This window comes from Nocardiopsis coralliicola (assembly GCF_054779695.1).
Window position 1 is genome coordinate 23,824 of sequence record NZ_BAAGXT010000053.1, and the last position, 14,461, is coordinate 38,284.

The 14,461-nt window shown below is 75.2% G+C and carries 12 protein-coding genes; 7 read left to right on the forward strand and 5 right to left on the reverse strand.

The genetic code is table 11. The annotated features are described in order from the left end of the window. The first annotated feature begins 52 nt into the window (after positions 1-52). The 4 genes from ACYVGT_RS24870 to ACYVGT_RS24885 all read left to right on the forward strand — a co-directional run bounded on the left by ACYVGT_RS24870 (position 53) and on the right by ACYVGT_RS24885 (position 3,520). Entirely contained in the window at positions 53-862 is an 810-nt protein-coding gene (locus ACYVGT_RS24870; protein ID WP_460862831.1) for a class I SAM-dependent methyltransferase, read from the forward strand. 152 nt (positions 863-1,014) lie between these two features. Beyond that, positions 1,015-1,581: a TetR/AcrR family transcriptional regulator gene (locus ACYVGT_RS24875; protein ID WP_460862832.1), complete on the forward strand. Its 567-nt coding sequence runs from the start codon at positions 1,015-1,017 to the stop codon at positions 1,579-1,581. A gap of 74 nt (positions 1,582-1,655) precedes the next feature. Then, positions 1,656-2,471, forward strand: coding sequence for an aldo/keto reductase (locus tag ACYVGT_RS24880; RefSeq protein WP_460862833.1), 816 nt, complete (start codon positions 1,656-1,658; stop codon positions 2,469-2,471). A gap of 176 nt (positions 2,472-2,647) precedes the next feature. After that, positions 2,648-3,520: an alpha/beta fold hydrolase gene (locus ACYVGT_RS24885; protein WP_460862834.1), complete on the forward strand. Its 873-nt coding sequence runs from the start codon at positions 2,648-2,650 to the stop codon at positions 3,518-3,520. Between the two features lie 1,491 nt (positions 3,521-5,011). Here ACYVGT_RS24885 and ACYVGT_RS24890 read toward each other — a convergent pair. After that, complete coding sequence (locus tag ACYVGT_RS24890; RefSeq protein ID WP_460862835.1) at positions 5,012-5,578, reverse strand: PadR family transcriptional regulator; 567 nt, start codon at positions 5,576-5,578, stop codon at positions 5,012-5,014. Positions 5,579-5,627: 49 nt separating this feature from the next. Further along, a complete protein-coding gene (locus ACYVGT_RS24895; protein WP_460862836.1) occupies positions 5,628-7,658 on the reverse strand; it encodes an FAD-dependent oxidoreductase in 2,031 nt (676 codons plus the stop codon). 166 nt (positions 7,659-7,824) lie between these two features. Between ACYVGT_RS24895 and ACYVGT_RS24900 the strand changes: the two genes are divergently transcribed. From ACYVGT_RS24900 to ACYVGT_RS24910, 3 genes are all read left to right on the forward strand, one after another. Further along, a complete protein-coding gene (locus ACYVGT_RS24900; protein WP_460862837.1) occupies positions 7,825-8,511 on the forward strand; it encodes a TetR family transcriptional regulator in 687 nt (228 codons plus the stop codon). A 179-nt stretch (positions 8,512-8,690) separates the two neighbouring features. Then, the gene (locus ACYVGT_RS24905) at positions 8,691-9,323 is read left to right on the forward strand and encodes a DUF4956 domain-containing protein (protein ID WP_460862838.1); all 633 of its coding nucleotides are present in this window, start codon (positions 8,691-8,693) and stop codon (positions 9,321-9,323) included. Continuing rightward, complete coding sequence (locus ACYVGT_RS24910) at positions 9,320-10,303, forward strand: polyphosphate polymerase domain-containing protein (protein ID WP_460862839.1); 984 nt, start codon at positions 9,320-9,322, stop codon at positions 10,301-10,303. The genes ACYVGT_RS24905 and ACYVGT_RS24910 overlap by 4 nt, the downstream gene beginning before the upstream one ends. Here ACYVGT_RS24910 and ACYVGT_RS24915 read toward each other — a convergent pair. The 3 genes from ACYVGT_RS24915 to ACYVGT_RS24925 all read right to left on the reverse strand — a co-directional run. Beyond that, complete coding sequence (locus tag ACYVGT_RS24915; protein WP_460862840.1) at positions 10,230-10,964, reverse strand: TetR/AcrR family transcriptional regulator; 735 nt, start codon at positions 10,962-10,964, stop codon at positions 10,230-10,232. The two genes, ACYVGT_RS24910 and ACYVGT_RS24915, sit on opposite strands and share 74 nt — an antisense overlap. A gap of 81 nt (positions 10,965-11,045) precedes the next feature. Next, positions 11,046-13,574: a PEP/pyruvate-binding domain-containing protein gene (locus ACYVGT_RS24920; RefSeq protein ID WP_460862841.1), complete on the reverse strand. Its 2,529-nt coding sequence runs from the start codon at positions 13,572-13,574 to the stop codon at positions 11,046-11,048. Beyond that, a partial coding sequence (locus ACYVGT_RS24925; RefSeq protein WP_460862842.1) for an MFS transporter occupies positions 13,571-14,461 on the reverse strand: 891 nt, incomplete at its 5' end. The genes ACYVGT_RS24920 and ACYVGT_RS24925, both read right to left, overlap by 4 nt.

Genomic DNA, 14,461 nt, shown 5'->3' on the forward strand with positions numbered 1-14,461 from the left:
CCGCCGGGAAATGCGCTGGCAGGCGGGCCGCGCGCGGTGAAAGGGTCGGCCCATGGCTGACGAAAGCGGACCCGCGCGGCCGGCCGCGGGCGAGGAGCCGGCGGATGCCGAGTTCGACCGGTTGGTGGCGGAGGCGGCCGCCGCTCCGGTCGAGGGGTGGGACTTCTCCTGGTTCGAGGGCAGGGCCACCGAGGAGCGGCCGCCGTGGGGGTACCAGCGGCTGATCCGGGACCGGCTGTCCCGTGCGGACTCGGCCCTCGACCTGCAGACCGGCGGCGGAGAGGTGCTCGCCGGCGCGGCGCCCCTGCCGCGGACCACCGCAGCGACCGAAGGGTGGCCGCCCAACGCCGCGGAGGCAGCCGGCCGGCTGCACCCGCTCGGCGCGGTGGTCGTCATGCATCCGGACGGCGCCCCGCTGCCCTTCCCGGACGGTGCGTTCGACCTGGTGCTGGCCCGCCACCCGGTGAGCGCCGACTGGCCCGAGGCCGCGCGCGTGCTCGCTCCCGGAGGGACGTACCTGTCCCAGGAGGTCGGCCCGGCGAGCGTGTTCGAACTGGTGGAGTACTTCCTCGGGCCGCAGCCGCCCGAGGTGCGCGGCCGGCGCGACCCCGAGCACGCGCGGCAGGCGGCGGAAGCGGCCGGGCTGGAAGTCACCGGCCTGCGCACCGCCGACCTTGCCGTGGAGTTCTTCGACATCGGCGCTGTCGTGCACTTCCTGCGCAAGGTGGTGTGGATGGTTCCCGGCTTCAGCGCGGACGCCTACCGCGGGCCGCTGCGCGCCCTGCACGCGCAGATCGCCCGGGACGGAGCCTTCCGCGCGACCGCCACCCGGTTCCTCATCGAAGCGCGCCGCCCCGGCTGACGCCGTCGCCGGCGTCAGCCGGGGCGGAGGCGGCCCGGTCCCGCTTGTCGGCGGCCGCCACCAGGGACTACGATGCGGACAGGTGACGTTTCGACATTCTGTGCACAGAATGTCGAAACGTTGAAGGGGGCCGAGGCGGAAGGGGGCGGACCATGGGCACCGAGGCCGAAACCCCGGGCGCGCAGGCCCGCCTGAACGGGATCCTCGACGGCGCCTATGCGTGCCTGTCCGCCTACGGCGTGCGCCGCACCACCATGGACGACATCGCCGAGGCCGTGGGCCTGTCCCGCTCGGCGCTCTACTCCTACGTGCGCAGCAAGGACGACGCGTTCCGCAGGCTGGCGCAGCGGTTCCACGACGAGGCGCTCGCCGGCGCCCGCGCTGCCGCCGCGGCTCCCGGGCCGGCCGGCGAGCGCATCCGCGGTGTACTCGGCGCCAAGCTCGGCCTGGTGCTGCGGCTGCGCGGCGACTCGCCGCACACGGCGGAGCTGCTGGACGCCAAGGGGCGCCTGTTCGCCGACATCTGCGCCGACTTCACCGAGCAGGTGCGCGCCCTGCTGGCCGGGCTCTTCACCGAGGCCGGCAGCGCGGCCGACCCCGCCGACGCGGCGGAGATCTGCGTGGCGGTCGTCGTGGGGCTGGAGGACCACCCCGACGCCGAGCGCCTGCTTCCGCCGGCCGCGGAGGCGGTCACCGCGGGCCTGCTCCGGACGCCCTGAGCGGGTTCTGCCCGCCCCGAACCGCGCCATCCCCGCGAAACCCATCAGAGCTCGACGAGAGGAAGACTCCGCACATGGAGTTTGTGACGCTCAACAACGGCCTGTCCATGCCGCAGCTCGGCTTCGGCGTGTGGCAGGTGCCGGACGCCGAGGCGCACACCGCGGTCGCCGAGGCGCTGCGCGTCGGCTACCGCAGCATCGACACCGCGAAGGTGTACGCGAACGAGACCGGGACCGGCCGGGCGATCGCCGAGTCCGGCATCGCGCGCGAGGACCTGTTCGTCACCACCAAGCTGTGGAACGACGAGCACGGCCGCGACGCCGCCCTGCGCGCCTTCGACGCGAGCCTGGAGCGGCTCGGCCTGGAGTACGTGGACCTGTACCTGATCCACTGGCCGGTGCCCTCCCAGGGCACCTACGTCGAGACCTGGAAGGCGCTGGAGGAGATCTACGCCAGCGGCCGCGCGAAGGCCATCGGCGTCTCCAACTTCACCGAGGCCACCCTGGGGCGCCTGCTGGCCGAGGCCGACGTGGTTCCGGCGCTCAACCAGATCGAGCTGCACCCGGACTTCCCGCAGGAGAAGATGCGTTCCCTGCACGCCGAGCACGGCATCGCCACCGAGGCGTGGAGCCCGCTCGGCCAGGGCAAGGGCCTGCTCGACGAGCCCGTGCTCGCCGAGATCGGCCAGGCGCACGGGGCCACCCCGGCGCAGGTGGTGCTCCGCTGGCACCTCCAGGTGGGCAACGTCGCCATCCCCAAGTCGGTGACGCCGTCGCGCATCGCGGAGAACTTCGACGTGTTCGGCTTCGCGCTGAGCGACGCCGAGGTCGCCCGCGTCTCCGCGCTCGACTCCGGCAACCGCCTGGGCCCGGACCCGGACGGGATGTAACCCGCCGCGCGGGCACCGGCCGTGCAGGACACGGACGCGGCCCGCCGGGCCGTTCGCGCCCCTGCCCGGGTTCCGGGCGGGGGCGCTTGCGCGGGCGGCGCGGCGGGGGCCGGCGCTCCGGTGGCCGCAGCCGAAATCCAGTGGATCCGGCGCGGCCGGCGCGCCAGGATGTCCGGATGGGAAGAGCAGCGCTGGGCAGCGCACCAGGGTCCGAAGGGCGGGGCGGTTCCGGAGAGGGCGGGCCGTCCAGGCCCGCTGCGCCGGTCCGCTCCGCCGACGGCACCGCGATCGCCGTGCAGCACTCCGGTTCCGGTCCGCCGCTGGTCCTGGTGCACGGTTCCGGCGGCGGCCTGCACTCCGGCGTTCCGCTGGCCCGCTGCCTGGACGACCGGTTCACCGTGTACCGGCCGGCGCGCCGGGGGTACGCGCCGAGCGGCCCGGCAGGCGCGTCGAAGCGGTTCGCCGACGAAGCGGCCGATCTGCGCGCGGTCATCGGCTCCATCGGCGGCCCGGTGCACCTGGTCGGCCTGTCCTACGGGGCGACCGCCGCCCTGCACGCCGCGGCCGCCGGGATCGAGATCCGGTCACTGGTGCTCTGGGAGCCGCCGCTGTACGCCGCGGGACCGGAGCTCGAACCGGTCCTCGCGGACTACCGGCGGCTGGTGGAACGCGGGGAGCGGGCGCGTTCGGACCGCCTCCTCGCCGAGAAGGTGGCCCGGGTGCCGGCGGCGATGCTGCCGCCCGCGGACGCCGGGACCGGCGTCGGAGGGGCGCCGTCGGACGTGCCGGACGCGCCGGGCTGGATCGGCGACCTGCAGTCGATGGCGGCCGACACCGGGGGTATGGACCGCTGGTCGGCCATCGGCGTCCCGGTCCTGGTCCTGCGCGGCGCCGACACCTGGCAGCCGATGCCCGACGTCCTCGCCCGACTCGCGGCCGCCCTGCCCAACGCCGCCACTGCCGCGATCCCCGGCCAGATGCACTTCGCCCCGTCCCTCGCACCCGAGGCGGTCGCCGCGGAGATCGCGGCGTTCCTCCCCGTCGGCTGACCGGCCGCGGATTCCAGCGGCGGAGCGCGGACGCGTGCTCGCCTTCTCTGGGCTGCCTGATGCGGGGGGGGCAGGTATCGGCGGACTCGCAGTCGCGGGGCGGCCTGGGGGCAATGGCGGCATAACGGACACCGTGACGGGGGCCTTCAAGCACCGGCCAAGCAGAAGAGCTCCTCCCCTAGGGACCCTGCTCGGCGAGCCCGATTCCGCGCCAGTCTGACCTGCATGGCTCACGGCATCACGCTAAGGGCGGCTTGGCCGGCAGTCTTTCCGCTCTGTCCCGCCGTTTCGGGGGCGGCGCGCGGCCAGAGCTTGCGCTGGTCGCGCGGGGCCCGGATGCGACCGAAGGCTCCCGCTCCTCTGCGGCCGGCCAGCTGAGGTTCAGTGCGTCGGACAAGCCAAAGGCGGCGGCGACGGCGAGGGGGCCGGAAGCTCGGCGCGGCGGCCGGGCGCCGGCGGGTCGTGGGGCGGGGCGCACGGGGGCGGCTTAGACCGTAGGCTCCCGCACCTCGGCGGCCGACTGCCCGGTGTTCAGTGCGTCGCAACGGCAAAAGCGGCAGCGACGGCGAGGCTGGCCGGCGCCGCGGGTGGGCGGCCGGGCGGCGGCGGGGCGCGGGGCGGGCGTGACTCGTGTGACTGGTGTGGATAGCGGGACTGCAGGGGTTGCAGGGTCGGCGGCTGGCCGGCCGGGTAAGCGCGGGGGGTTCGCGAACCCTTGGTAACACCCCATCGGCGCCACGACTCCCAACTTTTCGACGGCGGATGCGCGGAAAACCCGGGAGGTGTGAGCGTTCCGCGGCCCAATCTCCGGGCCAGTTTCACTCTGCGTGGCGAAATATCGGACCAAACCGGGCAACGGTCACCGACGGGGCGCCGGTGTCCGGTTCGGGGGCCCACGCGCAGGAGCGCGGCGCGTTCCATTTCGCGGAGTGGCGAGATCACTGCTGTCTCACATCACCCAAAGTGGGGCATCCTGCCGCCGCGGTTGCCGCCTTTTCGCCGACCAGGCCGCAAAAAAGGCGTGTGCGCGGGAATCGGACACCGCGACACTGCGTGACCTCGTACTTGCGCAGGTCGGAGTGGTGCGGAATCGGCTCTGCGTACAGGGTCTGCAGGGGGGGAGGAGGGCGCCCCTTGCCTGGGTGGCGTGCTCAGGACCCCGTCGCAGTGTCTGTTTTCCTGGCATTTGTCCCCCACCTCCGCCACGCGACCAGCCCGCCGCCCGGCCGCCGACCTGAGCCCCTGCCCAGTTTCGCCGTCGCTGCTGCTTTTGCGCCTGTCCGGCGCACTGAACACCGGAAAGCCGGCTACCGAGGAACGGGAGCCTATGGTCTTACCCGCCCCCGCCCCCGCCCCCGCCCCGCGATCAGCAGAGAAACACTGGCCGCACACGAGACCCTGAAGCGGTGGAACAGAGCGGAAAGACTGCCGGCGAAGCCGCCCTTGCTGGTAATGCCTGCATCCCAGCCCGCCGGCTGACCGGTCGGACCGCTACCGCGCGGGCTGTGCGGCGCGGCGGTCGAGGATGGCGAGGACCTGATCGGCCCAGCGGATGTTCTCCTCCTCGAAGAGGCGGCCGCGGTGCAGCGTGAGGTACGGGCCGACGTGGTCGGTGGCGGCCAGGTACTCCTCCTCGGAGCGGCCCTGCAGCAGCCGGTCGCGGATCCGGTCGTAGCGGGCCAGCTTGGCGCGGGCCCGCTCGCGGCGCTCCACGACGGAGGCGCGCACGGCGCCGCCGTCGCCCGCGTCGACCGCCTGGACCTGCACCAGCAGCTCGTCCCGGATCGCCGTCGGGCGGGGCGCGGCCCCGGTGAACTCATACAGGGCGGTCCGGCCCTCCGGGGTCAGCGAGAACACCCGCTTGTTGGGACGGCGCTCCTGCTCCACGGTGCGGGCCGCGATCAGCCCCTCGCCCTCCATCCGGTCCAGCTCGCGGTAGAGCTGCTGCGGGGTTGCGGTCCAGAAGTCGGCGGTCGCGGTGTCGAACCGCTTGGACAGGTCATAGCCTGACGCCTCGCCCTGGAGCAGGGCCGCCATCACCGCGTTGCGCAGAGCCATGCCCCAACGCTATCCCTTCACTCCGGACGGGCCGGGCGCCTGCCGCGCGTTACAGCTCCGCCGCCAGCCGCGTCCCCTGGTCGATCGCGCGCTTGGCGTCGAGCTCGGCCGCCACGTCGGCGCCGCCCACCAGGTGCGCGCGCACTCCCGCCGCAGTCAGCTCCTCGTACAGGCCGCGCCGCGGCTCCTGGCCGGTGCACAGCACCACCGTGTCGACGTCGAGCACGCGCTCCTCGCCGTCGACGGTGATGTGCAGGCCGGCGTCGTCGATCCTCCGGTAGGCGGCGCCGGCGACCATCTCCACGCCGCGGTTGCGCAGCTCCACCCGGTGGATCCAGCCGGTCGTCTTGCCCAGGTCCTTGCCGGGCTTGGAGGTCTTGCGCTGCAGCAGGTGGACCGTGCGCGGCGGCGCGGCCGGCCGCGCCGCGGCGAGTGCGCCCGGACTCCGGTAGCCGGTGTCGACGCCCCAGCGCTCGAAGAACGCGGCCGGGTCCAGGGCCGCGCCGTCGCCGTCGTCCGTGAGGAACTCGGCGACGTCGAAGCCGATGCCGCCGGCGCCGAGGACCGCGACCGTGCGGCCGACCTCGGCGGTGCCGCGCAGTACGTCGGTGTAGCCGACGACGCTGGGGTGGCCGATGCCGTCGATCTCGGGCGTCCGCGGGGTGACGCCGGTGGCGACCACCACGTCGTCGAAGCCTTCGGCTTCCAGCGACTCCGCAGTGGCCTCGGCGCCGAGCCGCACCTGGACGCCGAGCTCCTCCAGCCGCTCGCCGAAATACCGCATCGTCTCGTCGAACTCCTGCTTGCCGGGCACGCGGCGGGCCAGGTTGAGCTGCCCGCCGATGCGGTCGGCAGAGTCCAGCAGCACCACCCGGTGGCCGCGCTCGGCGGCCGAGACGGCGGTGGCCAGCCCGGCCGGCCCGGCCCCCACCACGGCGACCCGGCGCGGCGCTGCCGTAGGCGCGAGCACCAGCTCGGTCTCGTGGCAGGCCCGCGGGTTCACCAGGCAGGAGGTGATCTTGAGGCTGAACGTGTGGTCGAGGCACGCCTGGTTGCAGCCGATGCAGGTGTTGATCGCCCGCGGCCGGCCGGCCTGCGCCTTCGCGATGAACTCCGGGTCGGCGAGGAGCGGCCGCGCCATCGAGACGAGGTCGGCGTCGCCGGCGGCGAGGATCTGCTCGGCTGTCTCCGGGGTGTTGATGCGGTTGCTGGTGACCAGCGGGACGGACACCGCGCCCATCACCGACCGGGTCACCCAGCTGAAGGCACCGCGCGGCACCGACGCCGCGATCGTCGGGATGCGCGCCTCGTGCCAGCCGATGCCGGTGTTGATGACGGTCGCGCCGGCCGCCTCGATCTCCTTGGCGAGCGCGAGCACCTCGGGCAGCTCTGCGCCGCCCGGGACCAGGTCGAGCATTGACAGCCGGTAGATGATCGCGAAGCCCGGCCCGGTGCGCTCGCGGATGCGGCGGACGATCTCCACCGGCAGCCGGCGCCGCGCCTCGGGCGTGCCGCCCCAGGCGTCGGTCCGCTGGTTGGTGGCCGCGGAGGTGAACTCGTTGATGAGGTAGCCCTCCGAGCCCATCACCTCCACGCCGTCGTAGCCGGCCGTGCGGGCGAGCTCGGCCGCATGCACGAAGTCCCCGATGGTCTGCTCGACCTCGTCGGACTCCAGGGCGCGCGGCGTGAGCGTGTTGATGGGCGCGCGCAGCGCGCTGGGGGCGACCAGGCCGCCGTGGTAGGCGTAGCGGCCGAAGTGCAGGATCTGCATGGCGATCCGGCCGCCCTCGCGGTGCACCGCCTCGGTGACCTGCACGTGCTGCTCGGCTTCGGCCTCGGAGGACATCGATGCGCCGCCGTCCCACGGCCGCCCGTCGGCGTTGGGGGCGATGCCGCCGGTGACGATGAGGCCGACCCCGCCGCGGGCGCGCTCGGCGTAGAACGCGGCCATCCGCTCGAAGCCGCCCGGCGCCTCTTCGAGGCCGACGTGCATCGACCCCATGATGGCGCGGTTGGGCAGCGTGAACGGGCCGAGGTCGAGCGGGGTGAACAGGTGCGGATAGCCGTGCGCGGCGGTCATGGGCGTCTCCCGGGGCGCGGTGCGGAGGCGACTAATAGTAACTTTTTTGAATATACAACAATATGCACCTACCGGCTCGGGGTGAGCCGGCCGTGGTCCCCGGGTCCGGGGCCGCAATGCGCCATCTGCCGCGCACACTGTCCGCAGGGCACGGCAGAATGGGCCCATGACCGGCACCGACGCGACCGAGACCGCCACGCCGCTGCGCTCCGCGGCGCCGCGCTGGACCGCGTCCGCGCTCCGCCGCCGCCCCGCCCAGCGGCGCAGCCTGGAGCGGGTGGAGCGGCTGCTGCACGCGTGCGCGGAACTCCTCGACGAGGTCGGCTACCTCCGCCTCACCACGACCGAGACCGCGCGCCGCGCCGGCCTCCCGATCGGTACCCTCTACCAGTTCTTCGCCGACAAGAACGCCCTGGTCAGAGCGCTCGCGGCGCGCAACCTCGAAGTCTACGGCGACCGGGTGGCCGAGGAGCTGGCCGGCGGTGCGCCGCACGCCTGGACCGAGGTCGCCGTCGCCGCGGTCGACGTCTACGTTCGGCTGCGGCGCGCGGTGCCCGGCTTCGGGGTGCTCGCCTTCATCCCGTCCGAACCGGGCGAGGAGTGCGCTCCGGCCCGGCCGGACCGCGATGCGCCGGTCGCCGAGCGCCTGGTCGCGGTGGGGGCCGCGGCGCTCGGGAGGGAACCCGGGCCGGCCGAGCGGCGGCGCCTGCACGTGGCCGTGGAAGCCGCCGACGCCGTCCTCGATCTCGCCTTCCGCACCGACCCCCGCGGGGATCCGCGGACCATCGCCGAGTGCAAGGACCTCGTCCGCGCCTACCTCGGCACGGACCTCCCCGGCTCCGGCCGCTCCTGAACTCCGCGGGCACCCGCCCGCGGCCCCGGCCGCCCTCCCCCGGTGCCTGCGCCGGCATTGGCGAGCATGCGCTCCATGAAGGGGCTCTCATCATCGGCTCACGGACCCCTCATGGTGGGTGCCGAAGATCGTAAGCGGCCCCGGAACCCCAACCCCGGCGGCCGCCTGTAGGAGGAACCGTGAGCCCGAGCATCCTGGCGGCACTCGCCATCGACCTGGCCGCCGTGGCCGTACTGGCCTTCGCCCTGTACTACCGCCGCCACCGCCGGACCGACCTGCTCTTCGCCTACACCGCGCTGAACGCCGGGGTCTTCGCCGTCTGCGTGCTGCTGATGAACCAGCGGGTCGAACTGGCCGTCGGCTTCGGGCTGTTCGGCGTGCTCTCGATCATCCGGCTGCGGTCCGGCGAGATCACCCAGCGCGAAGTCGGCTACTACTTCATCGCGTTGGCGCTCGGCCTGGTCAACGGCATCGGAGCGGCGGCGATGCCGCTCGCCGCGGGGCTGGTCAGCGCCGTGCTGCTGGCCGTCATGTACGCGGCCGACCACCCGCGCGTCGCGGCGCTGTCCGAGCGCCGGGTGGTGGTGCTCGACGTCGTCCACCGCGAAGAGGCCGCGCTCCGCGCCGACCTGGAGCGGCGCCTCGGCCGGCCGGTGCTCGCCGCGATCGTTGACGAGGTCGACTACGTGCGGGAGACCATGGTGGTCGACGTCCGCTGCCGCGCTGCCGCAGTGCCGTCCGGTCCCGGACCGCTGCCGGCCGGCGCCCGGCGCACCCCGGGCGAGCGCCTCCGGACGGCGGTGCGCCGATGAGCACGGCCGCCTCCGGCGGACAGCAGCGGACCGCGCTGCTGCCGGCCATCGGCCTGGACGAGGTTGTGGCGCTCGCCGAGCTGCAGACCCGGGTCGACCGCAAGTACCTCGTGCCGCACCGTGCCGCCCAGTGGCTGGAGCGCCGCCTCGCCGCCGGCGGGGACTGGGCCGAGCTGGAGATCGGCGGCCGCCGGGGCTTCCGCTACAGCTCCACCTACTTCGACACCCCCGACCTGCTCACCTACCGCCAGCACGCGCAGGGCCGGCGGCGGCGCTTCAAGATCCGCACCCGCGGCTACCTCGACTCCGGTACCGCAACCTTCGAGGTGAAGACCGAGGGCGCGCGCAGCACCACCGTCAAGGAGCGCACCGCCCACCCCGCCGACCGGCTCGGCGTGCTCACCCCCGAGGCCGGGGAGTTCCTCGCCGCGGCGCTGGACGAGGCCTACGGCATGGCGCCGCCCGCTGGTCTGGCCCCCTCCGCGGTCACCACCTACCGGCGCCGCACCCTGGTCGACCGGTCCGGCCGCGCCCGCCTCACGCTCGACGACCAGCTCGAGTTCACCGTGGGGCGGGAGCGGGTCGCGGTCCCGCCGGGCTGGGTGCTGGCCGAGTCGAAGTCTGCCGGTCCGGGAACCGGGGCGGACCGGGCGCTGCGTGCGCTCGGTGTGCGCCCGCGCCGGATCAGCAAGTACTGCCTGGCGGTGATGTGCCTCTACCCGGGCACGCGCGGCAACGCGTGGCGCAGCACGCTGGCGGAGATGTTCGCCGGCGCGGAGCCGGAGCGCGCCCCCGTCCCCGGGCCCGCCCACCGCGGCGGGACGGCGCCGGCGGAGCGGACGCAGCCGCTGCGGACCGCCCCGCCGCCTCCGGAGAGCCGCACCGGAGCGCGGACGCCGGGGCGGCTCACCAGGGGCCTGCCTGCGGCGGAGCAGCCGCCCCCGGCGTGCTGCCCTCCGGGGCGGGCGGCGGAAGCGTGAACAGCGGCACGACGACCTCGTCGACGAGCGAGACGAGGTAGTCGTCCGGGATCGGCGGACCGTAGTAGAGGAACCGGTGGCGCACCGCCGCCTGGCCGACTTCGAGCCGGCGCGGCGTCAGCGCCTCCGGCGCCACCTCACCGCGGCGCACCGCGCGTTCGGCGACCGCGCGCACCGAGGCCACCCCCTGCCCGCGCGAGGCGGTGCGGACCTCCGCGGCCAGCTCCTCACTGTCGAGGAGGTCGCTGAGGACGCCGCGCATGGCCTCCCCGAGCGGGCTCTGCAGCAGTTCGGAGAGGCGGCGGAAGAGGGCCAGGAGGTCGCCGCGGAGCGAGCCGGTGTCGGGGATGTCCGCGGCCGCGGGGATACGGGCGTACACGGCGTCCAGCACGAGCCGGGGGCGGTTGGGCCAGCGCCGGTACAGCGACGCCTTGCCGGCCCCCGCCCGCTCGGCGACCCGCTCCATCGTCAGCTTCGCGTAGCCGTGCTCGGCTATCTCGGCGATCACCGCGTCCAGGATCGCGCGGTGCAGCGCCTCCCCGCGGCGCCGCGGCCGCTTCGCGAGCGGCGCCCCGCCCGCTGCCCCAGCCGAGGCCTCGGAGCCTGCGCCGTCCGGCCCGGGCGCGCCGGGCGGGACAGCGGGATCTGGCTGGTCAGCCACTGTGGGGGTCTCCTCTCGATCGGCACTGCGTGCTGGGCCGGGGCGCAGGTCCGGCGCGGCGCACCCGGCCCGCAGGCCGGATCACTCGGCGGGGTACACGCGGCCGGCGTCGCCGTCCACCCGCACCTGCACGCCGTCGGCGAGCACCGCGGTGCCCTTCCCGGTGCCCATGATCGCCGGGATGCCGTACTCCCGCGCCACGATGGCGGCGTGCGAGCCGATGCCGCCGGAGTCCACCACCACTGCGGCGGCCCGCTGGAACAGCGGCGTCCAGGACGGGTTGGTGTAGGGGCAGACGAGGATGTCGCCGCTGCGCATCCTGCCGAAGTCGTCGGCCGAGAGCACGACCCGCACCGGTCCCTGTGCGGTTCCGCCGCAGGCCGGTGTCCCCGCGGCCAGTGCGCCGCCCTCGGCTGCGGGCGCCAGGCCCGCGGTGTGCAGGTCGAGCAGGCGCACCCCGGCCATCTCGGCGCGGCGCGCCGCACGGTGCTGGACCGCGGCGCGCAGCCGGTCCCGCTCCGCGCCGGGCGCGGGCAGCGCGCTGATCGCCTCCACCTCCTCCAGGCGCAGGTGCCAGATGTCGCCGGGTGCGCTGAGGACGCCGTCGGCTGCGAGCCGCGCACCGATCTCCAGCAGCGCGCGGCGGAGGACCGGCTGGACGCGGGTGAAGTGGAAGTGCGTGTCCTCGCGCACCGCGACGCCGGCGCGGACCCGCTCCACCAGCCGCCGCACCCGGTCCCGTCCGCCGGCCCGCAGCAGCGGGTGGGACAGCAGCCGGTCCAGCGCCGCGGCGGCGCGGCCGGTGTCGTGCTGCGGCGGCGCGCTCGCGAGCACCTTGACCAGGCCGAGCGGCACGTGCGGGGCGGCGCCCCAGGAGGGTGTGGAGACGTAGACCGCGCTGGTGGTCTCGCGGTTGCCGTAGGCGCCGAGGAAGCGGGTGAAATCCGCGGCGAAGCCGCGCAGCGCCGCGTCCCGGGCCGCCGGCCCGGCACCGCCGCACCCGCCGCCCGGTTCGCCCCCGGCCGCACCGGTGGAGTCCAGCGCCGCCGCGAGCTCCTCCGGGGAGTGCTCGGCGAAGGCCGCCGACAGCTCCGGGTCGGCGCGGACCTGCCCGGCGAGCCGCTCCAGCTCCCGGTTGGTCTCCTCGGTCTTGGTGACCGCGCCGTAGAGCAGGTCGGCGGAGTCGCGGCGGCGGCCGAGGACGGCGAGGACGATCTGGAGCCGCGCCATCGGCACGATCCAGCTCGGCAGATAGTCGATGCGCAGCGCGGTGACCGTATCGACCAGCTGCAGGGCGCGCCGCGGCAGGCCGCGCAGGCCCGCCCAGTCCAGCGCGGCGAGGTCGGTTGCGGAGAGCTCCGCCAGCCGGCGCTCGAACTCCGCGAACCGCGGGTCCGCGGTCAGCCGGCCGGCCGCGAACCGGCGGCTGCGCCGGAGCGTGCCGGCGATGCGCCGCGGGGTGGCCCGGGTCGGCCGCGGTGAGGGCGGCACGAACGCGGTCACGATGCCGTCCTCTTCGGTGAGGATGTCGGCGAGCGGCGGGAAGTGCATCCCGGCCAGACCGCCGGCCATCGCGCGCACGTGGCCGAGGAGCGCCCCGGTCCAGCTGGAGACGTCCATCGGATAGGGCCGCTCGGTGAACATGTCGAGCAGGGTCGGCCCGACAAGCCGCTGGCGCCGGTTCAGCCGGAGCGGGGGCGGCGGGACGGCCGTCATCGGGCGGGCCTGCAGGATGTGCGGCTCCCCGCCGGCGACCGCCCACTCCACGTCCATCGGCCGGCCGTAGTGCTCGGCGATCCGCACGCCGAGCCGGACCAGCGCGGCGAGGGCCTCCCGCGGCATGCGCGGGGGCGCCGCCGAGCCGCGGACCTCGGCCACACCGCCGCCCTCCACCGGGCGCACCACTACCTCGCCGCGGCCCGGCCGGTGCTGCAGGAGCCGCCCGGACCGGTCGAGGACGTCGTGCTCCGGCGTGACCAGGCCGGACACGACTGCTTCGCCCAGGCCCTGGCCCGCGTCGACGACGACGCGGTCGCGGGCGCCGGTGACCGGGTCGGCCGTGAAGAGCACGCCGGCCCAGTCGGCCGGCGCCATCTTCTGCACGGCCACGGCGATGGCGACGGTGTCGCCGGGGATGCCGATCCGCTCCCGGTAGGCGGTGGCGCGGTCGGTCCACAGCGATCCCCAGCACCGGCGGACCGCGTCCAGCAGTGCGTCGGCGCCGGTCACGTTGAGGAAGGTGTCCTGCTGTCCGGCGAAGGCCGCACCCGGAAGGTCCTCGGCGGTGGCGCTGGAGCGCACCGCAACCGGGCCGCCGCCGAGCGCGGCGTAGGCGGTCCGGATTTCGGTGCGCAGCGGCTCCGGGACCTCGGCGGCGGCGAAACCGGCGCGCAGCCGCTCCGCCGGGATGTCCGCGCCCGGTGCCAGGCCGGCGTGCGCGGCGGCGGCCCGATAGGCGTTCGTGGTGATGGCGAAACCGTCCGGCACCGGAAGCCCGGCGGCGATGAGTTCGCCGAGGTTGGCGGCCTTGCCGCCGACCAGGTCGATGTCGGCGGCGGAGAACGCGCTCAGCGGCGCGACCGCGGTGGCGGCGGGTGCGGTGTCGGTCATCGGAGCTCCTCGCGTTGGTGGGCGGACCGCCGGCCCCGCCGCTGCGGCGGCTGGCCCGCGGGGTCCGCGTGGGGGGTGTCGCGCAGCGGGCGCGACGGAAGCAGCAGGGCGAGTACGAACGCCGCCCCCATCAGGGGTGCGGCCATGCCCAGCAGGGGCGGCAGCGCGGACCCGAACGCCTCGGCGACGGCAGCGCGCTCGCCCGGTGCGAGCCCGTCCAGCACCTCGGCGCCGAGCCGGGCTCCGCCGACGCGCTGCGCCAGGGCGTCCGGCAGCAGGGCGCCGAAGCGCACCGTGAGCAGTGCCCCGAACGCGGCGACACCGGCGCTGGCGCCGATCTGGCGGAGGAAGGTGACGGCCGCGGTCGCCTGTCCGGTGTCGGCCGGACCCGCGGCGTTCTGCGCGGCGAGCACCATGATCTGCATGACCAGGCCGATACCCAGTCCGAGCAGCGCCAGCACCGCGGTGACGTGCAGCGGGTCCGGCTGGGAGCCGAGCTGCGACAGGAGCACCAGGGCGGCCGCGGCAACGGCCGTTCCGGCGATCGGGTAGCCGCGGTACCGCCCGGTGCGGGTGACCAGGCGGCCGGAGACGACCGTGGACACCAGAACGCCGCCCATCAGCGCGGTCACCAGCAGCCCCGCCTCCAGCGCCGACGCGCCCAGTGCGATCTGCAGATAGGCGGGCATGTAGGCGATGGAGCCGAACAGGGCGGCGCCGATCAGGAAGGCGATGGCCGCCGGGATGCCGACGGCGCGGTCGCGCAGCAGCCGAGGCGGCAGCACCGGGTCGGTGGCCCGCCGCGCGCTGGCCAGCCACAGCGCTGCGCCGCCCGCGCACAGCACCGCACCCGCCGCGGGCGGTGCGGCGCCGGTGCGCGGCGGAGG

What these genes read in the sequence shown, in the direction of transcription:
- ACYVGT_RS24870 (WP_460862831.1), top strand. Translation starts at nt 53, where the DNA reads ATGGCTGACGAAAGCGGACCCGCGCGGCCGGCCGCGGGCGAGGAGCCG.
- ACYVGT_RS24875 (WP_460862832.1), top strand. Translation starts at nt 1,015, where the DNA reads ATGGGCACCGAGGCCGAAACCCCGGGCGCGCAGGCCCGCCTGAACGGG.
- ACYVGT_RS24880 (WP_460862833.1), top strand. Translation starts at nt 1,656, where the DNA reads ATGGAGTTTGTGACGCTCAACAACGGCCTGTCCATGCCGCAGCTCGGC.
- ACYVGT_RS24885 (WP_460862834.1), top strand. Translation starts at nt 2,648, where the DNA reads ATGGGAAGAGCAGCGCTGGGCAGCGCACCAGGGTCCGAAGGGCGGGGC.
- ACYVGT_RS24890 (WP_460862835.1), bottom strand. Translation starts at nt 5,578, where the DNA reads ATGGCTCTGCGCAACGCGGTGATGGCGGCCCTGCTCCAGGGCGAGGCG.
- ACYVGT_RS24895 (WP_460862836.1), bottom strand. Translation starts at nt 7,658, where the DNA reads ATGACCGCCGCGCACGGCTATCCGCACCTGTTCACCCCGCTCGACCTC.
- ACYVGT_RS24900 (WP_460862837.1), top strand. Translation starts at nt 7,825, where the DNA reads ATGACCGGCACCGACGCGACCGAGACCGCCACGCCGCTGCGCTCCGCG.
- ACYVGT_RS24910 (WP_460862839.1), top strand. Translation starts at nt 9,320, where the DNA reads ATGAGCACGGCCGCCTCCGGCGGACAGCAGCGGACCGCGCTGCTGCCG.
- ACYVGT_RS24920 (WP_460862841.1), bottom strand. Translation starts at nt 13,574, where the DNA reads ATGACCGACACCGCACCCGCCGCCACCGCGGTCGCGCCGCTGAGCGCG.